Annotated in this window: 24 protein-coding genes; 12 read left to right on the plus strand and 12 right to left on the minus strand. The window is 62.9% G+C overall.

Features of this window, described 5'->3' with window-relative positions:
- Positions 1–70 precede the first annotated feature (70 nt).
- Genes FJ958_RS02460 through FJ958_RS02490 form a run of 7 tightly spaced genes read left to right on the plus strand, consistent with a single transcriptional unit; the run spans position 71 to position 6444 of the window.
- Complete coding sequence (locus FJ958_RS02460; RefSeq protein ID WP_140738929.1) at positions 71–598, plus strand: flavin reductase; 528 nt, start codon at positions 71–73, stop codon at positions 596–598.
- Entirely contained in the window at positions 595–1524 is a 930-nt protein-coding gene (locus FJ958_RS02465; protein WP_140738932.1) for a MoxR family ATPase, read from the plus strand. Before FJ958_RS02460 ends, FJ958_RS02465 begins: the two co-directional genes overlap by 4 nt.
- A gap of 5 nt (positions 1525–1529) precedes the next feature.
- Complete coding sequence (locus FJ958_RS02470; RefSeq protein ID WP_140738935.1) at positions 1530–2780, plus strand: VWA domain-containing protein; 1251 nt, start codon at positions 1530–1532, stop codon at positions 2778–2780.
- 51 nt (positions 2781–2831) lie between these two features.
- Positions 2832–3170: an XdhC family protein gene (locus FJ958_RS02475; RefSeq protein ID WP_140738938.1), complete on the plus strand. Its 339-nt coding sequence runs from the start codon at positions 2832–2834 to the stop codon at positions 3168–3170.
- A gap of 6 nt (positions 3171–3176) precedes the next feature.
- Entirely contained in the window at positions 3177–3917 is a 741-nt protein-coding gene (locus FJ958_RS02480) for an XdhC family protein (RefSeq protein WP_140738941.1), read from the plus strand.
- Positions 3914–5524, plus strand: coding sequence for a molybdopterin-binding/glycosyltransferase family 2 protein (locus FJ958_RS02485; protein ID WP_140738944.1), 1611 nt, complete (start codon positions 3914–3916; stop codon positions 5522–5524). The genes FJ958_RS02480 and FJ958_RS02485 overlap by 4 nt, the downstream gene beginning before the upstream one ends.
- A 32-nt stretch (positions 5525–5556) precedes the next feature.
- Complete coding sequence (locus FJ958_RS02490) at positions 5557–6444, plus strand: alpha/beta hydrolase (RefSeq protein WP_140738947.1); 888 nt, start codon at positions 5557–5559, stop codon at positions 6442–6444.
- A gap of 28 nt (positions 6445–6472) precedes the next feature.
- On the opposite strand, the gene FJ958_RS02495 is transcribed toward FJ958_RS02490, so the two are convergent.
- A complete protein-coding gene (locus FJ958_RS02495; protein WP_140738950.1) occupies positions 6473–7525 on the minus strand; it encodes a DUF1176 domain-containing protein in 1053 nt (350 codons plus the stop codon).
- Positions 7526–7667: 142 nt separating this feature from the next.
- On the opposite strand from FJ958_RS02495, the gene FJ958_RS02500 reads away from it, so the two are divergent.
- Positions 7668–8174, plus strand: a complete 507-nt coding sequence (locus tag FJ958_RS02500; protein WP_140738953.1) for a DUF1993 family protein — start codon at positions 7668–7670, stop codon at positions 8172–8174.
- A 53-nt stretch (positions 8175–8227) separates the two neighbouring features.
- On the opposite strand, the gene FJ958_RS02505 is transcribed toward FJ958_RS02500, so the two are convergent.
- Positions 8228–8392 (minus strand): hypothetical protein, encoded by a 165-nt coding sequence (locus FJ958_RS02505; RefSeq protein WP_140493788.1) that lies wholly within the window; start codon positions 8390–8392, stop codon positions 8228–8230.
- Between the two features lie 385 nt (positions 8393–8777).
- Here FJ958_RS02505 and FJ958_RS02510 point away from each other — a divergent pair, with 385 nt between their 5' ends.
- The 3 genes from FJ958_RS02510 (at position 8778) to FJ958_RS02520 (ending at position 11739) form a co-directional block, all read left to right on the plus strand.
- Entirely contained in the window at positions 8778–9239 is a 462-nt protein-coding gene (locus FJ958_RS02510; RefSeq protein ID WP_140738956.1) for a hypothetical protein, read from the plus strand.
- 115 nt (positions 9240–9354) lie between these two features.
- Positions 9355–10422: an aldo/keto reductase gene (locus FJ958_RS02515; RefSeq protein ID WP_140738959.1), complete on the plus strand. Its 1068-nt coding sequence runs from the start codon at positions 9355–9357 to the stop codon at positions 10420–10422.
- Between the two features lie 48 nt (positions 10423–10470).
- Positions 10471–11739, plus strand: a complete 1269-nt coding sequence (locus FJ958_RS02520; RefSeq protein ID WP_140738962.1) for a cysteine desulfurase-like protein — start codon at positions 10471–10473, stop codon at positions 11737–11739.
- Between the two features lie 18 nt (positions 11740–11757).
- On the opposite strand, the gene FJ958_RS02525 is transcribed toward FJ958_RS02520, so the two are convergent.
- The 9 genes from FJ958_RS02525 to FJ958_RS02570 form a co-directional block, all read right to left on the minus strand.
- The gene (locus FJ958_RS02525; protein WP_140738965.1) at positions 11758–12786 is read right to left on the minus strand and encodes a histone deacetylase family protein; all 1029 of its coding nucleotides are present in this window, start codon (positions 12784–12786) and stop codon (positions 11758–11760) included.
- Positions 12783–13286 (minus strand): GNAT family N-acetyltransferase, encoded by a 504-nt coding sequence (locus FJ958_RS02530; protein ID WP_140738968.1) that lies wholly within the window; start codon positions 13284–13286, stop codon positions 12783–12785. Before FJ958_RS02530 ends, FJ958_RS02525 begins: the two co-directional genes overlap by 4 nt.
- Positions 13287–13495: 209 nt before the next feature.
- Positions 13496–14425 (minus strand): 3-keto-5-aminohexanoate cleavage protein, encoded by a 930-nt coding sequence (locus FJ958_RS02540; protein ID WP_140738974.1) that lies wholly within the window; start codon positions 14423–14425, stop codon positions 13496–13498.
- A gap of 4 nt (positions 14426–14429) precedes the next feature.
- Entirely contained in the window at positions 14430–15815 is a 1386-nt protein-coding gene (locus FJ958_RS02545; protein WP_140738976.1) for an aspartate aminotransferase family protein, read from the minus strand.
- A 1-nt stretch (position 15816) separates the two neighbouring features.
- A complete protein-coding gene (locus FJ958_RS02550) occupies positions 15817–17457 on the minus strand; it encodes a N,N-dimethylformamidase beta subunit family domain-containing protein (protein ID WP_140738979.1) in 1641 nt (546 codons plus the stop codon).
- An 8-nt stretch (positions 17458–17465) separates the two neighbouring features.
- Positions 17466–18230 (minus strand): amino acid ABC transporter ATP-binding protein, encoded by a 765-nt coding sequence (locus FJ958_RS02555; protein WP_140738982.1) that lies wholly within the window; start codon positions 18228–18230, stop codon positions 17466–17468.
- Entirely contained in the window at positions 18227–18886 is a 660-nt protein-coding gene (locus tag FJ958_RS02560) for an amino acid ABC transporter permease (protein WP_140738985.1), read from the minus strand. Before FJ958_RS02560 ends, FJ958_RS02555 begins: the two co-directional genes overlap by 4 nt.
- A gap of 13 nt (positions 18887–18899) precedes the next feature.
- Positions 18900–19547, minus strand: a complete 648-nt coding sequence (locus FJ958_RS02565) for an amino acid ABC transporter permease (RefSeq protein WP_140738988.1) — start codon at positions 19545–19547, stop codon at positions 18900–18902.
- Positions 19548–19611: 64 nt separating this feature from the next.
- Positions 19612–20394 carry an ABC transporter substrate-binding protein gene (locus FJ958_RS02570; RefSeq protein WP_140738991.1) on the minus strand — a complete coding sequence of 261 codons (783 nt, stop codon included), beginning with the start codon at positions 20392–20394 and terminating at the stop codon, positions 19612–19614.
- Between the two features lie 137 nt (positions 20395–20531).
- Here FJ958_RS02570 and FJ958_RS02575 point away from each other — a divergent pair, with 137 nt between their 5' ends.
- Positions 20532–21491 (plus strand): LysR family transcriptional regulator, encoded by a 960-nt coding sequence (locus FJ958_RS02575; RefSeq protein WP_140738994.1) that lies wholly within the window; start codon positions 20532–20534, stop codon positions 21489–21491.
- Positions 21492–21506: 15 nt separating this feature from the next.
- On the opposite strand, the gene FJ958_RS02580 is transcribed toward FJ958_RS02575, so the two are convergent.
- The gene (locus FJ958_RS02580; protein ID WP_140738997.1) at positions 21507–21923 is read right to left on the minus strand and encodes an acyl-CoA thioesterase; all 417 of its coding nucleotides are present in this window, start codon (positions 21921–21923) and stop codon (positions 21507–21509) included.
- Positions 21924–21945: the final 22 nt, after the last annotated feature.

Raw genomic sequence — 21945 nt, forward strand, 5'->3', positions numbered from 1 at the left:
AGCACTTCGCTTGTGGCATGTCATGTCTGGCCATATATAGCGGTAGGGTTTCTGGCTGTGGAAAATTCCGGTGCTGAAGAAGAACGATATTGGACCGCAGGCCTATCGCGACGCGATGAGCCATTTTGCCGGTCACGTCCATGTGGTCACCACGGACGGGCCGGCGGGCAAGCGTGGCGCGACGGTGATTGCTGCCTGTTCGGTATCGGACACGCCGCCGACCATCCTGGTCTGCCTCAACCGGGAGAATCCCAAGAACGAGCCTTTCGTGAAGAACGGTAGATTTGCCTTGAACACACTGGCGTCGCACCAGCAGCCGCTGTCGATTGGGTTTTCCGGCATCACCGGCCTGCCGGTCGAGGAGCGTTTCGCGCTCGGCGAATGGGACGTGATTTCCACCGGCGCGCCGACGTTGAAGGGCGCGCTCGCGGTGTTCGACTGCGAACTGATCGACACCAAGGATCTGGCGACCCATCGTGTGCTTTTTGGCAAGGTGACAGGCCTGCGCATGGCCGATAATTTGCGGCCGCTGATCTATCACGCACGCGGCTACCACGTTCTGGACAGTGGGGCAGCGGCGCCCACGGAGAAGGAATGAGCGATTTGAGACCGCGAGCCGTGCCGCGGACGATCGACGAGACGCTCGATCTCCTGACCGGCGCGGACTATGTGGCGGACCGGTCGCTGGCGACCGTGCTTTTCCTGTCGCTGCGCATGAACAGGCCATTGTTCCTCGAGGGCGAGGCTGGCGTCGGCAAGACCGAGATCGCCAAGGTGCTGGCCGAGGCGCTTGGCCGCCGGCTGATCCGCCTGCAGTGCTATGAGGGGCTCGACGTCTCCTCGGCCGTCTATGAGTGGAACTACGCCGCGCAGATGATCGAGATCCGCATGGAGGAGGCGGCCGGCAAGGTCGATCGCTCCGCCATGGAGCGCAACGTGTTCTCCGAAAAATACCTCATCCGCCGCCCGGTGCTGGACGCGTTGACCGGCAAGGCGGGGGCGGCCCCGGTTTTCCTCATCGACGAACTCGATCGCACGGACGAAGCCTTCGAGGCCTTCCTGCTCGAAATCTTGTCCGACTTCCAGGTGACGGTGCCCGAACTCGGCACCATCAAGGCGGAAGAACCGCCGATCGTCATCATCACCACCAACCGCACCCGCGAGATCCACGACGCGCTGAAGCGGCGCTGCCTCTATCACTGGGTCGATTATCCCAATGCCGAGCGCGAGCTGGAGATCGTGCGCCGCAAGGTGCCGCGGGCCAACCAGAGGCTCTCGGCGGAGGTGGTCTCCTTCATCCAGAAGCTGCGCCGGATGGAGCTGTTCAAAGTGCCGGGCGTCGCCGAGACCATCGACTGGGCCGGCGCGCTGACCGAACTCGACAAGGTGGCGCTCGATCCCGAGACCGTATCCGACACGATCGGCGTGCTGTTGAAATATCAGGATGACATTGCCCGCATCGAACAGGGCGAAGGGCGGCGCATCCTCAACGAGGTTAAAGCCGAACTCGCGGCGGCGGAGTAGCCGCAATGAAGGCGCCGCGTCCAGACCCCAGAGAGGCAACGGCGGACGGCCGCATCGCCGACAACATCGTCTATTTTGCCCGCATCTTGCGCAAGGCCGGCATGCGGGTCGGGCCGGCCTCGGTCAAGGACGCGATCGAGGCGGTGCTCGCCGCCGGCATCGGCTCGCGCGATGATTTCTACTGGACGCTGCATGCCGTGCTGGTCTCACGACATGAGGATCACCCCACCTTCGACGAGGCTTTCCGGCTGTTCTGGAAGTCGCGCGAACTGATCGAAAAACTGCTGGCGATGTTTTCGCCGGTGGCGCCCGACGTCAGGGAGAAGCAGAAGCCGCGCGCGGCTGAAAACCGTGTCGCCCAGGCGATGTTCGAAGGCCACCACAAGAACCAGCCGCCGCGGGAAGTTCCCGAGATCGAGGTCGATGCCCGCTTCACATTTTCCGGTAACGAGGTGTTGCGGGGCAAGGATTTTGCCCAGATGAATGCCGCCGAGATGGCCGACGCCAGGAAGGCGATCGCCGAGTTGCGGCTGCCCGTCGATATGGTGCGGACAAGGCGCTTCAAGGCCGATGCGCATGGCCGCCGCATCGATCCGCGCGCCATGATGCGCGCGGCCGCGCGCACCGGCGGCGAGTTGATCCTGCCGAAATTCCGCTCGGCCCGCGAAGTCCACCCGCCGCTGGTGGTGCTGGCCGACATTTCCGGTTCGATGAGCCAATATACGCGCATCTTCCTGCATTTCCTGCACGCGCTGACGGAAAAACGCCGACGCGTTCACACCTTCGTCTTTGGCACCAGGCTGACCAATCTGACGCGGCAAATGCGCCATCGCGATCCCGATGCGGCGCTCGCCGATTGTTCTGTGGCGGTCAAGGACTGGTCCGGCGGCACCCGCATCGGCGATGCGCTGGCCGAGTTCAATCTGACATGGTCGCGGCGTGTGCTGGGACAGGGCGCGGTCGTGCTTCTGATCACCGACGGGCTGGAGCGCGACGATGTCGCTGGCCTTTCGGATGAGATGGAGCGGCTGCATAAATCCTGCAGGCGGCTGATCTGGCTGAACCCGTTGCTGCGCTTTGACGGTTTTCAGGCGCGCGCTCGCGGCGTCAAGGCGATGCTGCCGCATGTCGACGAATTCCGCTCTGTGCACAATCTCGACGCGCTCGCCGACCTCTGCTCCTCGCTGGACAAGAAATCGGCGCTTTCCGTCGATCCCCGGCGATGGATGGATGCTGGCGCGAGGCGCGCCGCATAGCCATATGTTTTCTCGGCTCCTTGGAAAAACAGACCCCTGAGAGAAGCAACGATGAGCGACAGCATTTATCTCGACGAGGCCCGCGATCCGCTGATCATCGCGGAAGGCTGGATGAAGGAAGGCAGGGATGTCGCGATCGCGACCGTGGTCGAGACCTGGGGTTCGGCGCCGCGTCCGGTCGGCAGCCATCTCGTCATCGACGCGGACGGCAATTTCCACGGCTCCGTTTCGGGCGGCTGTGTCGAGGGCGCGGTGGTGACCGAGGCGATGGACGTCATCGGCTCCGGCAAGGCAAGGATGATGGAGTTCGGCGTCGCCGATGAGACCGCCTGGCAGGTTGGCCTGTCCTGCGGTGGCCGCATCAAGGTTTATGTGGAAAGGCTCGGCTGATCTTCCATGGATCCCTACGCGCTGAAGACACTTAACGCCGAACGACGCGCCCGCCGCGCGGTGATCCTCGTCACCGATCTTGGTGACGGCCGCGATCGTATCGTGCGTGAGGGCGACCAGGTTGCGGGCGAACTCGGAACGGCGATCGCCAGGGCTTTCCGATCAGGCAATTCCGGTTCCGTCGAAGCGGAAGGACGGACCTTCTTTCTCAATGCGCATCTGCCGCAGCCGCGCCTTGTGGTGATCGGCGCCGTTCATATCAGTCAGGCGCTGGCGCCGATGGCAAGGATCGCCGGCTATCCCCTCGAGATCATCGATCCGCGCACCGCTTTCGCCACGCCGGACCGCTTTCCCGATGTCGCCTTGCACGCCGAGTGGCCGGAAGATGTGTTGAAGCGCCAGCCGCTCGACGCCTACACGGCGCTCGCAGCCGTCACCCATGATCCGAAGATCGACGATTTCGCGCTGAAGGCGGCGCTTGACGCCAACTGCTTCTATGTCGGGGCGCTTGGCAGCCGCAAGACCCACGCCAAGCGCATCGAACGTTTGCTGGCGCTGGGCGCGAGTGCCGAGCAGATCGCCCGCATCCACGCGCCGATCGGGCTCGACATCGGTGCCGCGAGCCCCGCCGAGATCGCCGTTGCCATTCTCGCGCAGACCATCTCCGCCTTCCGCTCGCGCGGCCTCGATGCCTCTGCATCGCGCGTCCAGGTTGACGCGCGGCCTTCTGCGGGCGCGGTGGCGTGAAATTCGGTCCGATCCCAATCGAGGCGGCCGAAGGCGCGGTGCTGGCGCATGCCACCACCGCCGGCGAAAGGCGCTTTCGCAAGGCCCACAGGCTGAGCGCCGAAGATGTCTCCATACTCAAAGGAGCGGGGATATCGCAGGTCGTTGCGGCCGTGCTGGCCGCGGACGATCTCAGCGAGGACGCCGCGGCGCAAAGAATTGCCGAGAGCATGAGTTTCAGCGGCATCGAAGCCAGGCCAGCCGCCACCGGTCGGGTCAACCTCCATGCCAGGGCGGCCGGCATCTTCACGGTCGATGCCGCCATGATCGACGCCATCAACGCTGTCGATCCCGCCATCACCATCGCGACGCTGCCCCAGCACGCGCCGGTCGAGAAAGGCGGGATGGTCGCCACGGTGAAGATCATCCCGTTCGCTGTCGCCTCCACGCTTGTCGGCGCCGTGACGAGAATCTGCGCTGGCGGCGAGATCTTTGCGGTCAACGCCTATCAACCGGTGCGCGTCGGCGTCATCCAGACGGTTCTGCCGGGCATCAAGCCCGGTGTGCTCGACAAGACGTTGCGCGTCACCGAAGCACGGCTGGCGCGCACGGGCGGCAGGCTGACGGCGGAACGCCGCACGCCGCACGAGATCGCGCCGCTGGCCGAGGCTGCCAGCTCGCTGGCGCGCGACAACGACATGGTGGTGATCTTCGGCGCCTCGGCGATGAGCGATTTCGCCGATGTCGTTCCGGCGGCGATCGAAATGGCGGGGGGGACCGTCATCCGCGCCGGCATGCCGGTCGATCCCGGCAACCTGCTGGTGCTCGGCACGCTTGCCGGCAAGCGCGTCATCGGTGCGCCCGGCTGCGCCCGCAGTCCCAAGGAAAACGGCTTCGACTGGGTGCTTGACCGATTGATTGCCGGGCTCGACGTCACCGCCCGCGACATTGCCGGCATGGGGGTCGGCGGGCTGCTGATGGAAATCCCGACGCGGCCGCAGCCGCGCGAGCCGCTGCCCGCCAAGAGCAAGCTCAAGGTCGGGATCGTTCTTCTGGCGGCCGGCCGGTCGAGCCGCATGGGCGGGCCGAACAAATTGCTCGCGCTGTTCGATGGCCAACCGCTGGTGCGTCGTACCGTCGAGCGTACGCTCGCCTCGAAGGCATCGGGCACGATCGTCGTCACCGGCCATCAGCGCGAGCGGGTACGCGCGGCCTTGTCGGAGCTCGACGTCATCTTCGCCGACAATCCCGATTTCAGCGATGGCCTGTCCACCTCGCTGAAAGCCGGTATTGCCTATCTGCCCGAGGACGCCGCCGGCGCGATGATCGTGCTAGGAGACATGCCGGGTGTCGCGTCCGAAGACCTCGACAGGCTGATCGATGCCTTCCGCAAGGCTGGAGGCAATTCGGTGGTTCGCGCCTCGCATGAGGGCAAGCGCGGCAACCCGGTGCTTTTGCCACGCTCGCTGTTCCCGGCGATCGCCCATCTCGAAGGCGATACCGGTGCCCGCCATCTGGTCGAGGCCGAAGGGCTCGATGTCATCGATGTCGATATCGGCGAGGGCGCGTCAGTCGATGTCGACACCCGCGAGGCGCTGGAAGATGCCGGCGGCGTGCTGCAGGATTGACAAACCCAAGCTGTATTACGCATGGCTGAGGTATGGCTTTTCGTATCCTCTCCCCGCTCCATGGCCTTCTGGTCGCGACATTCGCTCTTTGCACTGCCGCCAATGCGCTTGAACTAAAGCCCTTCAAGGACGATCTCTTTGCCTATCCGGCCACGCTCTCGTCCGACACCAATGGCGCCTATACGGTCATCGACTACCGCGAGATGCGCGACATCAACCAGCGCGACGAGGTGCCGGAAAAACGCGTGCATCCGCAATATACCGATACCGGCGTGCGCAAGGTGCAGCAGGATCTGATGCTGAAGACGGACGCCGGCGATGTCAGGCATGTCGCTGTCGGCAAGATGCAAGGCGCTGCCATCATCGTGCTCTATCTGCATGGACAGGGCGGCAGCCGCAAGCAGGGGGTCGACGACTTCACTTTCGGCGGCAATTTCAATCGCATCAAGAACCTGATGGCCGGCAACGGTGGCCTCTATCTCTCTCCGGATTTCCCCGATTTCGGCGACAAGGGCGCCGCGCAGGTCGCGGCCATGATCGATCACTATGCCGAACAGTCTCCGGGTGCGAAGATCTTCGTCGCCTGCGGCTCCATGGGTGGCGCACTGTGCTGGAAGCTTGCGGGACGCAAGGATACGGGCGGCCGCATCGATGGCTTTCTGCTGCTCGGTTCGCTATGGGACGAGAGCTTTTTCGCCAGCCCCGCCTTCAAACGCCGCGTGCCGGTCTTCTTCGGCCAGGGCAGCCATGACGTAGTCTTTCCCGTCGCCAATCAGGAAGCCTTCTTCCGCTCGATCCTGGCCAGGTCGAAGACATATCCGACCCGCTTCGTCCGCTTCGAGACAGGCACCCACGGCACGCCGATCCGCATGGCCGACTGGCGGGGAACACTCAACTGGATGCTGTCGAAGGCGCCTTGACCGCCGCCGGCTGGAAGCCTGCCGGCCTTCAGGGGGCGGTGTTGTAGTCGACGACTGTCTGCGGGTTCTGCTCGCCGTCATAGGACGCGTCGACATCATACTGGACCAGCGAGAAATCGCCGTTGCGGAATAGATAGGTGCCCGACGAAGAGGCATCTGCGGCGCCACGCCATTTGTTGAAGTTGGTGATCGTGTGGGCATCCTTGTCATAGCTGGAATTGGTCGCCCAGCCTGTCGTCCGGAAGCCGTCGATGTGCATGGATTCGACCTTGCCCTCGCTGTCATTGTTCACGTAGCGGATATCCATCTCCGGCTCGGTGAACTGCAACTGCCGCACACCTGATACATCATCGCTCATGTAATAGATGGAGTTCTCATTGTAGGCCGCGGCCGAACAGGAGAAATGGAAAAGCCGTGTTTCCCGGTCGGGATCGCTGGCAGCCGCGTCCTTGTCCCTGTACTTGATCGAAAAAATTTCCGGGTCGTTGGCCAGAAGGTTTTTGTCGCATTGGTCGCCATACGTCGCCAGAAAAGCCTTCTTGGCCTGTTCGAGCGCGGTGTCCTTCTTGGGCGGCGGCGGTCCGTCGCCACAGCTTGCCGGCAACGCCCCTTCGAAATCGGCCGTGGAAGGTTTCAGCGCGCCTTTCTCGATATGGATGGGATCGAAGGGTGGCTCCGCCTGGGCCTGGGCATTGACCTGGCGCAGCGTGTAGCAGCCGGCGAAGACCTTTTCGCCGCCCTTCTTGTCCGTGGCACGGATGGCGACGGGCACGTTATAGTAGATGCTGCCGGCGGCTCCCTCGTCTGAAACCGCACCGGTCGCGACTTCGACCTTGTCGGTGCCGTCATAGCCCTTGACGAAACTGTCGAAATCATTAGCCGGCTTGGTATCGCCGAAATAACCCCAGGCGCGAGCGAACTCGTGGCGGCTGATGGCGCTATAGAGCGAACGGATGACCGCCTCGGCGCTCGACCTATCGTCGATATAGGGTGCTTCCGGAGCATCGCCGGCGGCGAGGGACGGCAGGCCCGTCGCGGCAAGGGAGAGAAGGGCAGTCGCTGCGAGAAGGACGCGTCTCATCGGGAATCTCCGCGTTCGATAACGCGGATTCTACCATTGCGATTGCGGCGGCGTGGTGACGCGGCGCTCATAGCGCTTGAAGAATCGCGCCTTGAGGCGCTAGCTCCAGCTGGCGGCGCTCAGACCGGACAGGAGATTTGACGTGACAATATCGATGTATGAGGCTTCCGTGCCGGTGTTCTCGGCCAGGCTGAAAGCCCTTTCCAGTGTTCTGGCGGCTGCCGAACAGAATGCGCTTGATCGCAAGATCGACCCGCAGGTGTTTCTGACGGCGCGGCTGGCGCCCGACATGTTCGCCTTGACCAGGCAGGTGCAGATCGCAACCGATCATGCCAAGGGCGCGCCCTCGCGGCTGGCCGGCCGCGAAGTGCCGAAATATGAGGACAGCGAGGCGAGCTTTGCCGACCTTGAGGCGAGGATAGCCAAGACGGTTACACATCTGACAACTTTTTCCGCAGCCGATATCGACGGTTCGGAAGACAAGACGATCGAGTTGAAGCTCGGTGGGCGTGAAACGACGATGGGCGGGATGAAGTACCTGCTGCATCTGGCCATGCCCAACTTCTATTTTCACCTCACCACCGCCTACGACATCCTTCGCCATAATGGCGTGCCGCTCGGCAAGGCGACATTCCTCGGAACGCGTTGAGGATTGAGGTCTTGAGATGTCCCGGATCGATCCGGGACATCTCGCAAACCAGCTTAGCGAACGGACATTTCGCGGGCGATGCGCGGAAAATCGGCTGGCTTGATGCCGATATCGGCACGGTCGGCATTGCTCATCGAATGAAGCAGCGCCAGTGCCGCACGGTATCTCAGATGTTCCTGCGGCCGTGGCCGGGCGAACATTTCAGTGAAGAAACCCATGATTCAGGCTCCTGATTGGTCCTCCACGGCCCTTAATATAGGTGAATCGTGACAATTGTGCAGTGCAGCATTCGCATGCCTGCCATGTGCGAATGATTTTCCATAAGATTTTTTCGCGAACCCGGTGAAACTTTCGCGCCGCACAAACCGTAAGCTTCGTCCCTGGCACATGGCCAGTTTTCCTCGCCACTCCTGGCGAATTTCCGGGCTGCACGAAAGTGCAGTCCGGCTTTTGTTGGGAACCGGGCGCGATCCTCCGAATGGCTAAATTCATCAAGACCGGTGGCATCTATTTTTAACGAGCCGGTTCTATGTTCTGATAACGGAACAGTCGGGCAAGGAGGAGGCTGACATCGCTACCAGCGCAAAGCGTGATTTCGCTTCGTTGCTCGACGATCTCTTCGTTGCTTCCGAAAAGGGTGACGGCATCGAGGCCGACGAGACGGGCGCGCGTCCGTCCATTCCCTTCGACTATCTCTCGGTTGCGGATGAACTCCATTCCGGCCGCATCAAAGTATCCGCCGCCGAATATCGTGAGGCTGGTGCCGATCTGGCGAGCGAATTTGCCGCCTTGCTGGACCACGCTAGGCTGGCGCTGGCCGGCGAGGAACCGAAACCCGAGGAAAAATTGCCCCCGATCGATCCTGAATCGATCGCGGCCGAACTGGGACTGGACCAGCCCAAGGGCGCTGCCGATTTCGGCCGCATGCGCCGCAGCTTTGCCTTCGCCAATCATCCGGACCGTGTCGCCCCGCATCTGCGCCAGCGCGCCATGGTCCGCATGCAGGTGGCCAACATGCTGATCGACGAGGCCAAGCGCCGCGCCGTAGCCCGCGTGCGCCGCTAAACGCCTCGACTTAAAAGTCCGGCCTTGCGAGACTTGGAGAGCGCCACCGCTTTCCTGTAAGGTGCGATTTCCTCCCCGCGCGGCCGCGCAAGCTTTCCCTCCGGAGCAGAATTCCATGCACAAACGCTGTCTCGGTCGGACCGATCTTCTTGTTACCCAGATTTGCCTAGGATCGATGACCTGGGGCCAGCAGAACACCGAGGCCGAGGGGCACGCCCAGATGGACCTGGCCTTTTCGCGCGGCGTCAATTTCATCGACACCGCCGAACTCTATCCGATTCCGCCCAAGGCCGAGACACAGGGGCGGACCGAAAAGATTATCGGTAGCTGGATGAAGGCGAGAGGTAACCGCGACAAGGTGATCCTCGCCTCCAAGGTCGTCGGTCGCACCGCCAACAGCTGGTTTCGCGGCGACAGGCCCTCGCAATTGGTGCGGGCCGATATCTTTGACGCCATCGACAAGTCGCTGGCCAAGCTTGGCACGGACTATCTCGATCTTTACCAAATCCACTGGCCGGAACGGGACATCCCCTGGGGCGCCAACCCAACACGCGTCGGCGCGGTAGCGCGTCGTGCGGATTCTGTCGGCGCGTCGGCTGGCGAAACGCCGATCGCCGAGACACTCGCAGTGTTCGATGAACTGGTGAAGGCTGGAAAAATCCGCCATTTCGGCCTGTCGAACGAGAGTTCGTGGGGCGTGATGCGCTTCGTCGCAGAGGCCGACAAAGGAATCGGTCCACGCGTCGCGTCGATCCAGAACGCCTACAATCTCGTGAACCGCACCTTCGAGGTTAACCTTGCCGAGGTCTGCTCGCGTGAGGACGTGTCGTTGCTCGCCTACTCGCCGTTGGCGCAGGGCTACCTGACCGGCAAATACGATCATGGCGCGCGCCCGCAGGGCTCGCGCTCGCAACTGTTCAACCGTGGCCAGCGCTATGAGACACCGAATGCGGCCGAAGCGCAGCTCGAATACAATGAGCTGGCGCGCAGTTTCGGGCTGGAGCCGGCCCTGTTTGCCAATGCCTACGTATCGAGCCGTCCCTTCGTCACGTCCAACATCGTAGGAGCCACCAGTGTCGAGCAACTCGACATGGCACTATCCTCCGTCGATGTGGTGTGGACCGAAGAGATGCAGAAGGCAGTGGATGCCATTCACCAGAGGGTCGGTAATCCCTGTCCTTGATCGGGTCCGGTTGCAGAATTATCGCGGCAAAACAGAGGGGTAGAGAGAATGGTTGGTTTTTCGATCGAGGCCGTGCGTGGAAAATTTCCCGCCCTCTCACTGACCGACAAGGGCCGCCGCCGTATCTATCTCGACAATCCTGCCGGCACTCAGGTGCCGCAAGCCGTCGCGGACGCCGTCTCCCACTGCCTGCTCACCACAAACGCCAATCTCGGCGGTTATTTCGAAACGACGGTCGCTGCTCAAACAGTCGTCGACGAAGCGCATCAGGCAATGGCCGATTTCCTTGGTGCGGAGAGCCCGCGGGAAATCATCATCGGCGCCAACATGACGACGCTGACCTATCACATGTCGCGCACGCTTGGCCGCACGTTGAAGCCGGGCGACGAGATCATCCTCACCCGCATGGATCACGAGGGCAATGTTTCGCCCTGGCTGCAACTGGCCGAGGATCTCGGCCTGGTTGTGCGCTGGCTGCCGTTCGATGAAAAGAGCTGGCAGGTCGAGGAGGCAACGCTGGCCGGTCTGCTGTCCGGCAGGACACGGCTCGTCGCCTTGAACTACGCCAGCAATCTCACCGGCTCGATCAACAGGGTTAGACCTCTGACCCAACTTGCAAAACAGGCCGGCGCCCTGGTCTATGTCGATGCCGTCCAGTTCGCGCCGCATGGTCTGATCGACGTACGGGATCTCGGCTGCGATTTCCTGATCTGCTCGGCCTACAAGTTCTTCGGCCCGCATATGGGCATATTGTGGGGCCGGCGCGACGTCATCGACAGTCTGGAAGCCTACAAATGCCGCTGTTCGTCCAACGGTTTGCCGGAGCGCTTCGAACTCGGCACGCCGCAAATCGAACTGATGGCCGGTCTTACGGCGGCGGTCGATTATTTTGCCGGGCTGGGTGCGGCGGCGGGCGAGGGCGGCTCGAGGAGGCAGAAGATCGCCAGGGCGTTCGAAGTGTCCATCGCCTATGAAAACCCGCTGGCGCAAAGGCTGATCGACGGCCTGTCCGATATTTCAGGCCTGACCATCCACGGCATCACCGATCCGAAACGGCTCGGTGATCGGGTGCCGACGGTCTCCTTCACCGTCGAGGGTATCGTCCCGGAAACGATCGTGCGGCAGATGAACGCCGAAAACATCTTCCTGTGGTCCGGCCATAACTATGCCTGGGAGATCGTCCACCAACTCGGCATTCCGGCCGAGCACGGTGTCGTTCGCATCGGCATCGCTCATTACAATACGGCTGCCGAAATCGACGAGACGCTTGAGAGCGTGCACCGGGTCATTGCCATGCTGAGACAGCAGCGCTCCTGAGGCCGCGTCGGAACGATATCACCGCGCCTTGCCGCCAAAACCGGTGAGGAAGGCGGTGAGATTGTCGCCGAGCGCGTCGCAAAGATAGCCGCCTTCCTGGACGATGACCGTCGGCAGGCCGAGACCGGCGATGGCCTCTCCGATGCGCGAGAAGCCAGGCGTCGTCACCGAAAGCCCGCCGAACGGATCGCCTTCGAAGGCATCGAGACCGAGCGCTACGACCAGCGCATCTGGGGCGAAGGCGCGAATACGCTGGAATGCCACTGAGAGCGCTTCGAGAAACGCGGCATCCGCGGATTTGCGCGGCAGCGGCAGGTTGAAATTGTAGCCGAGGCCGGGCCCTTCGCCGCGCTCGTCGGCATGGCCCCAGAAGAAGGGATAAAAGCGCACCGGGTCGGCATGCAGTGAGACGGTGAGCACGTCGGGCCGCGCATAGAAGATGCCTTGCGTGCCGTTGCCATGGTGCAGGTCGACATCGAGGATGGCCACGCGCGCGGCCTGCTTGCGCAGCACCTGGGCCGCGACGGCCGAATTGTTGATGAAGCAGAAGCCGCCGGCGACGTCGGCAAAGGCGTGGTGGCCAGGCGGGCGGCACAGCGCATAGGCGGCCGGCGCGCCAGCCATCACCGCCTCTGCGGCTTCAACCGCGCTCCAGGCGCTCCACAACGCGCTTTGCCAGGTTTCGCCCGAGATCGGGCAAGCGGTATCGGCCATGTGGTAGCCGGCTTGACCGACCGCCGAGGCCGGATAGAAGCCGCTGCGCACGATCGGGTGGATGTTGGGGATCACCTCGGCCGAGGCGCCCTCAATGCGCTGCCAGCGCGCGAAGATGTGCTCGAGGAAGTCGAGATATTCAGGCGTATGCACCGCCGAGACCGGACCGAGCCCATGATCGCGGGGCCGTTCAATCGTGCAGCCGGCAGATTTTGCGCCGGCTAACAATCTCTCGACGCGCTCCGGCTTTTCCGGATTGGGCTGCGGCGCGCCGCTGGAAAGAAAGGCCTTGGGATCGTGGCGCTTCTGCTCCTCGGCATAGAAGGCTTTCATTCCTGCTCTCCATTCTCCGGCGCGCCGGCAAAGGCAAGGAAGGCCTCGCCGATGATCTTCTGCGTCTGTTCATAGCTCGACCAGGCAATGCCCAGCCTTTCATAGAAGGCCTTGGCGCCCTCATTATCCGTATCGACCGAGAGCCTGAGATAGACGCCGCCTTCTTTCCGGCATTGCGCAGCGACGCGTCGCAGCAGGCGCTCGCCGATCTTGCGGCCGCGGAACCGGTCCTCGACATAGAGGTCCTGCACATAGACGCCGGGCCGGCCCATCCAGGTCGAGAAGATCGGGAAATAAAGGCAGAGGCCGGCGAATTCGCCGTCGATCTCGGCAATCAAGGTTGAAAAGGCAGGCTTTTCGCCGAACCCGTAGCGGCGAAGATCATCGGGCGTCGAAGTGATCTCCTGATGCGCGCCAATATGGGTGCCGAGTTTAAGAAGCGCGGCGTGGATCGTGTCCACATCGTCGATCCGGCCGGGGCGGATAAGGATGCCGCTCACGACAGGTAGGGCGCCAAGGCACCCCCCTCTGTCCTGCCGGACATCTCCCCCGCAAGGGGGGAGATTGACAGCTTCGATCCAGCCGCCCTTCTTGCAACGTTGGTGATTTGCGAAAGCCGGCGTGAAATCCGATCTCCCCCCTTGCGGGGGAGATGTCCGGCAGGACAGAGGGGGGTGGGACGGAACGCCAACATTTCAGATCATCATCATCAGAACGCCACCCGGTCGCCACCTTTCAGCGCCAGCATCTCACGTGCCTCTGCCGGCGTGGCAACTTCCAGCGACAATCCATCGAGAATGCCACGGATGCGGCGCACCTGATCGGCGTTGGATTTCGCCAGGTGGCGGCCGTCGTAGAGACTGTCTTCCAGCCCGACGCGGACATTGCCGCCCATCGCCGCCGCGATCGAGATCAGCGGCATCTGGTTGCGGCCGGCGGCCAGCACCGAGAACTGGTAACTATCGCCAAACAATTTGTCGGCGATGCGCTTCATATGGATGAGATTGTCGGGATCGGCGCCGATGCCGCCCAGAATGCCCAGCACGAACTGGATGAACAGCGGTCCCGACACGAGCCCCCGATCACGGAAATGCGCCAACGAATAGAGATGGCCGACATCGTAGCATTCGAATTCGAAGCGAGTGCCGCAGCCCTTGCCCAGCCTTTCCAAAACACTTTCCATGTCGGCGAAGGTGTTCTTGAAGATGGTGTCCCGCGTGGCCTCAAGCAGCTTGGGCTCCCATTCGTGCTGCCATTCCCGTGGCTTGTCGAGCATCGGGAAGAGCGCGAAATTCATCGAGCCCATGTTGAGCGAGCACATTTCGGGCTCGGCGCGTAGCGGTGCCGCCAGCCGCTGGTCCAGTGTCATCAGCGAGGAACCGCCGGTGGTGATGTTGATCACCGCTGACGTCGCCTGTTTTATGCGCGGCAGGAACTGCATATAGACGTCCGGATCGGCGGTCGGTCGGCCATCCCTGGGGTCGCGGGCATGCAGATGCAGGATCGAGGCGCCGGCTTCGGCAGCCGCGATCGCATCAGCCGCGATCTGGTCCGGCGTCACCGGCAGATAGGGCGACATCGATGGCGTATGCACCGAGCCGGTGACGGCGCAGGTGATGATGACTTTTCGCGGCGCCATTCCTTTACCCCCGGCCTTCGACGGGCAGGTCGAGTTCGGAAGCCAGAACCTCCAGCGAGTCGCCGATGATGGAGATGATCTCGCCGACCTGTTCGCCGGTGACGATCATCGGCGGCGCGACCATGAAATTGTCGCCGTCGATGCCGCCTTTGACCTTGCGGCCATAGATGATCAGCCCACGCTCATAGGCAAGGTCGAGCAGACGCTGCGTGGCTTTCTTGCTCTGGTCGATCGGCTTCAGCGTATCGGGATCGGCGACCATCTCGGCGCCGGTGAGCAGGCCCTTGCCGCGCACGTCGGCGATGAAGGGGAAGCGCTTGGCCAATCCCTTCAATCCATCCATCAGCACATCGCCCATGGCAGCCGCGTTGGCGATCAGGTCGAGTCGGTCCATTTCTCCGAGCACGGCGAGCCCAGCGGCGCAGGCGAGCGGATTACCGGCATAGGTATGGCCGTGCTGGAAACCGCCGGAAGCGAGCAGCGGCTGTACAAGCCGCAGGGGCGCTGCCAGCGCGCCGAGGGGCGCATAGCCGGAGCCCAGCCCCTTCGATAGCGCGACAATGTCAGGCTTGCAGTTCCAGTGGTCGCCGCCGAGGAATTTTCCGGTGCGGCCGGCGCCGCTCATGACTTCGTCGTGAATCAGCAGGATGCTGTAGCGGTCGCAGATATCGCGGATGCGCGCATAGTAGCTGTCCGGTGCCACCAGGGCCGCGGTCGCGGCACCGCCGATCGGCTCCATGATGAAAGCGACGACGCTGTCCGGGCCTTCGGCCAGGATCTTCTCCTCCAGCATGTCGGCGTAGCGGATGCCGCGCTGCTCCATCGACAGATTGTCGCGATCGCGCCAGGCGGTTGGCGCCGGCACCGTCGGCATCACCCGCATCATCGGCGTGAAGGTTTCGGCCAGCGCATCGTCGCCGGTGATCGAGAGCGAACCCAGCGTGCCGCCATGATAGGAGGGGAAACGCGTGATCACCTTCCAGCGGCTGGCCTGGCCGGTGGCGACGGCCCACTGCCGCGCCAGCTTGATGCAAGATTCCGTCGCCTCAGAGCCGCCGGAGACGAAGAAGATCCGGTCCATGCCTTCCGGCAGCTTGCCGGCCAATTCGCGCGCCAGCTCTTCCGCCGGTTCGTTTTCGAAATGCAGCCGATAGGCGAAGGTGGCGCGGTCCATCTGCCGCTTCATGGCGTCGAGCACGTTGCGGTTGGAATGGCCGATATTGGCGACCATCGGGCCGCTCGATCCGTCGATGAAGCGGCGGCCGTCCTGCGTCCACATGTAGATGCCTTCGGCGCGGTCGATCAGCGGCCGGCGCAGGCTGGAGAGGTAGAACAGATGCGATTGGCGCCGGGCGTCAGTGTCTCGAATGGCAGGCTGGACTTTCGACATGTCAGGACTTTCCAAGGTAGCGATCAAGGACATTCTGGGTGACGCGTTCGACCATTGGGTCTTGTCTTAGCAGGCCGGCGACCCATTCGCAGCTTCCGGCGTGGAACACCTCGCCCTTGCCGCGCGGGAAGTTGACGATCATGCCGTTGCTGCGTTTGACTTTTTCCAGATTGGCGTCGCTCCTGTCGCCGAAAAGCGTTTCGGCGCTGAAGCGGCCATCCTCGTCGGTGAGGAACTGGTCCTCGACCGGAATGTCGGCGCTTTCCTCGACCTGGGACGCCATGCCGACGGCAAGAACCTGCAGCCCATCAGGCGCGCCGCTGGTCGGGGTGGGATAGGGCAGACCGCCGCGTATCTCGAAATCGAGCCCATCGACCTCATAGCCATAGACATGGCTGTCGGCGCCGAGGAGATCACCATAGTAGATGCCGGTGCCGGCGAAAGCCCAGTGCTCCGGCCGGTAGACCGGAAAGCCGCGCACGCCGCGCGGCGCGCAGCCGCCCCAACCGGCGTAAAGGCCACGCGTGGCATTGAGCCCGAAGGTTGCGGAACCCGGCCGGCCGATTTCCGGCGCCTCCCAGGAATTGGTGGCGCGGGTCACGTCGCCACCGCGATAGGCCGGGTCCTCGGCGCGGGCGCGGTATTTGTAGCAGACCTGCCGGCGGCCTTCGTCCTCAAGGCGGGTCTGCCACATGAAATTGCCGGCGAAGCGCGCCGCATGACCGCCGCGCTCGACATAGTGGTCGACGGCGTCGCGCATTTCCCAGGTCCAGTATTCGTCATGACCGACGAAGACGGCGCAGTCGTAGCCGTCGAGAATTTCGGGCGAGAAATGCAGATCGTGCTGGCTGGCGAGATCGACGCCGTAGCCGGCACGTTCGGCAAAGCGAAAAAAATGGCTGTCGTAGCTGGCCCAGCCCGATGAGGCGTATTTCTTCGAATGGCCAGTGGCGAGCGCCCATTCCATATGCGGATAGCGCGGCACCGTCTTTGGCGGCACGGCGACCTCCAGCGGCACGCGCGGCGCATCTTTCGGCAGCACGACGAAGCCACGGCACCAGGGGCGCTGCGTCGAGACGATTGGCGAGTACTGGTTGCGATCCGGCCCGGTGATGCCCTGATAGTGGTTCGAGCCGCCCCAGGTGTTGTAGGCAAGCCAGGTGCCCGTCGCCGCCACCTGCAGCACGCGGCCGGACTTTCTCCCGGATTGGGGAGAGACGATGAACAGATGATGGCTGTGAATTGGCTTGCCATCGCGTCCGTCGGCGGTGAGCGTCACCCGATAGGCACCGGACGGCCAGTCATTCCCCACGCGCAATTCGAACGAGGCTTCCCAAGCACAGCCCTCCGCCGAGCATTGATCCGGACTTTCCTGCCAGCGCGCCGCGATGCCCGATTTCTCGAACATTTTTGTCTCGCTGCCGCCATCGCGGACGATCGTCATGCTGAAGGACGGTGCGGTCGAACTGACATGCAGCGTCACTGTCTCGCCGGCGCGATAGGAAAAGCGGTCGCTGTAGCACCAGATTTCGCCGCGATCGCCGTCCATCCCGGGCCATTCATAGTAGTGGCCGCGCACCGCGTGGCGGCGCTGCTCCTCTGTCAGTCCGAAATCAGGGAATTCCGTGGCTAATCTGGTCATCGGCGTGCTCAGGCGGAAAGATATTTCTTGAGGAAGCTGCGCGTGCGTTCTTTCTGCGGCGAACGGAAGATCTCGATCGGCGGGCCCTCCTCGACGACCACACCGCCGTCCATGAACAGCACCCTGTCGGCGACTTCACCGGCAAAGCGCATTTCATGCGTTACGATGAGCATGGTCATGTGCTCGGCGGCAAGCTGTTTCATCACCGCGTTGACCTCGTCGACGAGTTCGGGGTCAAGTGCGGAGGTGGCTTCGTCGAACAGCATCACCTTGGGCTGCATGGCCAGCGCACGGGCGATCGCCACACGCTGCTTCTGGCCACCCGAAAGCCGCGAGGGGTAGGCGTCGATCTTGTCGGCGAGCCCGACCTTGGACAACAGACCAACGGCCAGCGCCCGGGCTTCGGCCTTCGGCATGCCCTTCAGGATCACCGGCCCCATCGTGATGTTCTCGATCACGGTCAGATGCGGGAACAGATTGAAGTGCTGGAACACCATGCCCATTTGCTGGCGCACCTTGTTTATGTGCCGCTCGAAGGCCTGGCCGTGCAGCTTCTGGTTGACCTGCACGCCGTCGAGCCAGACTTCACCGCCGTTCAAGGTCTCGAGATGGTTGATGGAGCGCAGCAGCGTGCTCTTGCCGGAGCCGCTCGGCCCGATGATGGCCACGATCTGCCCACGCTCGACCGACAGGTCGATGCCCTTCAAAACATCGACGGCGCCGAAGGATTTGCGTGCGCCGCAAACCTCGACCATCGGCCGCTGCGTGTTCATCGGGAGACCTCCACATGTCTTTCAAACCGATGCAAGGCCGCTTCGAGCACGAGGTTCAAGAGGTAATAGAGCGCGGCGGCCGTGATGTAGAACTCGAAGGGGCGGAAGGTTTCGCTGATCGCGAGTTGTGCCGAGTGGACCAGCTCGGCGATGCCGATGACCGAGACGATCGAGGATTCCTTCAACAGCGCGATCAGGTTGCTTCCGATCGGTGGCGCCGTGTTGCGCACGGCCTGCGGTATGACGACATAGCGCAGCGTTTGCCACTTGCCGAAACCGATGCTGCGCGCCCCTTCCGTCTGGCCAAGGTCGACAGCCACTATGCCGGCGCGCATCACATCGGCATTGTAGACGGCAAAGTGCAGGCCGAGCCCGACGATGCCGGCGGCAAGCGCGGGGATGTCGATACCGACCTGCACCAGGCCGAAATAGATCAGGAACAGCTGCAAAAGCAGCGGCGTGCCCATGAACACCCACATGAAGGCACGCACGGGATAGGCGAGAATTGCCGGCGCATAGAGCACTATGACGGCAAACAGGATGCCGAAGATGAAACTGAGTGTTCCCGCCGAAACCGTCAGCACAGCGGTCCACAAGGCACCCGTCAGCAAGAGATCCCAATAGGGTGCGATGACGGTGAAATCCAAACCTTGCATCGTTGCTCTCCCCTCAGACGATGGCGAAGCGCTTGTCGAGCAGATCGACGAGGCGGGCGACGGCGTAGACCATGAGCATGTAGAGCAGCGCCGCGACGCCGAAGATCTCGAACGGCTTGTAGGTCGAGCCGATGAACCGCTGCGCGGTATAGGTCAGCTCCACCACCGAGATGGTGGATACCAGTGCCGACCCCTTGAGCAAGGCGACCGTATTGACGCCGAGCGGCCGGATCATCAGCCTGGCCGCCTGCGGAAGCACGACCTTGCGCAAGGTCTGGAACCGGCTGAAGCCGATTGTGCGGGCAGCTTCCGTCTGGCCCCGGTCGACCGCCATCACCGCGCCACGGATCGATTCGGCCATATAGGCCCCGATGTTAAGGCCAAGGCCGATCACACCAGCCGCGAATGGATCGAGGTTGATGCCGATCTGCGGGCCGCCGAAATAGAGCACGAAGAGCTGGATCAGGCAGGGCGTGCCGCGAAACAGGCTGACATAGGCCGTGCCGATGGCGCGCAGGATCGCCGACCTCGACATCCTCGCGGCAGCGGTCAGCGCTGCCGCGACTAGCCCCAGAACCAGGGCTAGGGCTGTCAGCTCCAACGTCACCAAAGCGGCTTCCAGGAAGAACGGAAAGACGCGTTGCATCAGGGAGAAATCCATGGAACGGCCCGGCGGAGTGGCGCTTGGGTCAGGTGGCCTTGGCAGCCACCTGAACCTGCGGGATTCAGCGGATGTCGCTGCCGACCCACTGCTTGGAGATCTTCTCATAGGTGCCGTCGGCCATCATCTCGTCCAGCGCCTTCTGCATGGCGGCCTTGAGCCCCGGATTGTCCTTGCGGATGGCGATGCCGATGGCGACGCTGCCGCCCTCGATATTGGGCGTGTCGAGCCTGCGGACCTTCTCGCCGGTTTCCTTGACTGCGACCATCACCGGAATGTTGTCGACGACAATGGCGTCGACGCGTCCGGCCTTCAGCTCCAGCAGAAGTTCCGGCAGGCCCTTGTAGGTGCGGACGTCCCAGCCGCCTTGTGCGCGTGCCCATTTCTCATGGGTTTCGCCCAGCGTCACGCCAAGGGTCTTGCCCCTGAGGTCCTCCAGGCCCTGGACCTTGGAAGCCTCGCTCACGAAAACAGCGCGGCCGGCGTGATAGTAAGGGCCGACAAAATCGACCACTTTTTCGCGCTCCGGCGTAATCGTCATCGAGCCGACGACGGTGTCGTATTTGTTGGCCAGCAGCCCGGCGATGATGCCGTCCCAGGCCGTGGTGATGATGGTGCCCTTGATGCCAATGCGCTCGGCGATGGCCTTGCCGATATCGGCGTCAAAGCCGACGACCTCGTTCTGGTCGTTGACGAAGTTGAAGGGCGGATATTGCCCGCTCATGGAAATTTTCAGTTCGCCCGCCGCCTTGACCTTTTCGAGATCGTCGGCCTGCGCCGAAACGGTGGTGAAGGCCGACGCAAGCAGCAGTGCGGCACCCGCGATGCCGGAGAATACCTTGTTCATCTGAAATTTCTGTCCTCTGGATGGAGCGCGAAGGCTTGTTCTTGGGAGGCGTTGGGGCGCTCTCCTGACGGCAATGATTGCTTTTGCGCAAGCATTACGCAAATAGATAATTGGAATAGGGAGCATAGATATCAGGAATGGCCTTGCCGCGCCCCGAACGTCTGGTCTGGGACCTCGACTGGAACCTTCTGCGGACGTTCGTCGTCATCGCCGAAGTGAAAAGCATCACCCGCGCCGCCGAGCGCCTCAACCTCAAGCAGCCCAGCGTCAGTAACGCTTTGCGGCGCCTGGAGGACCGCGTTGGCCGGCGGCTGGTCGAGCGCGATGCGACGCGCTTCGAACTCACCGAGGTCGGGCGGCTGGTCTACGAGCAGAGCGTCGAGGTCTTCGGCAGCATATCGCAGCTGCCGCTCTTGATGCGCGGCATCAGCGACGATGTCACCGGCCACGTCATGATCGCTACCGCCAGCCATGTCGTCTCGCCGCTGTTCGACCGCGCGCTGGCGGAATTCCACCGCAACTACCCGCGCGCCTCGATCACCATCTCGGTCGCGGCAAGCATGGACGTGGCCAAGCAGGTGAGGGAGCGTCGCGCGTCCTTCGGCATCTGCCTGGTCAGCCAGCGCGATCCGACACTGGATTATCAGATGGTCTATCGCGAGTTCTTCGGTTTCTTCTGCGGCCCGCGGCACGGGCTTTACGGGAAAACCGGACTGACACTGGCGGATCTGCGCGGCGAGCCCCAGGTCTCCTTCCAGACCGACCACATTTCGGACGCGTTGAGGCCTGTCGCGTTGCTGCGCAGCGAAGCCCGGCTGAACGCCGATGTCGTCGGCGTGTCCTCGAGCCTGGAGGAGGTGCGGCGCATGATCGTGGCGGGGCTCGGCATCGGCCCGCTGCCGCTGCATGTCGCACGGCGCGATGTGCGCGACGGCATGCTATGGCGGCTGCCACCCTACGATGCGCCGCCGGCCATCGACATCTTTCTGCTGACCAATCCCGACAAGGCGATGAACCGGGCCGAGAAGGCGTTGCTTTCGGGGCTTCAGACGCTGATCACCGAGACGCCGATGGCGGATCGCATCTACAACGGCTGAGCTGTCGAAGCCGGCCTATTCGATCAGGAACGCCGCCGCGCGGTTGCGCATCGGCTCTTCGAGCGCCATCGAGGCCCGCGCGGCAAGATCGAAGCGCACGCTGGTCGTGCGGCTCGATGCATGGACGACGCCGTCGAGCGATCCTGACATGACCTGTTCGAAGGTGACGGAGGTGCGGCCGATCTTCACAACATGCGAACGGATGGTAATCAGCGAGCCGGCTTTCGTTTCATGACGATAGTCGATCTCGGTGCGCACATCGGCCCACCCGGTCGCCGCTGCCTGGCTGCCATCCTGCCCGGCGATATGGCCGAGGAGCTGGAAACTGGCATCATCGAACATCGCCGCGTAGTGGCGCACATTCACGTGTCCCATCACATCGCACATCCAGGGATGGGCGACGCCGACGAAGGTGACGAGGGATTTGCTCATGGTTCTGTGGCCTATATTAGGA

The organism is Mesorhizobium sp. B2-3-5 (assembly GCF_006442395.1).
GTDB lineage: Bacteria > Pseudomonadota > Alphaproteobacteria > Rhizobiales > Rhizobiaceae > Mesorhizobium.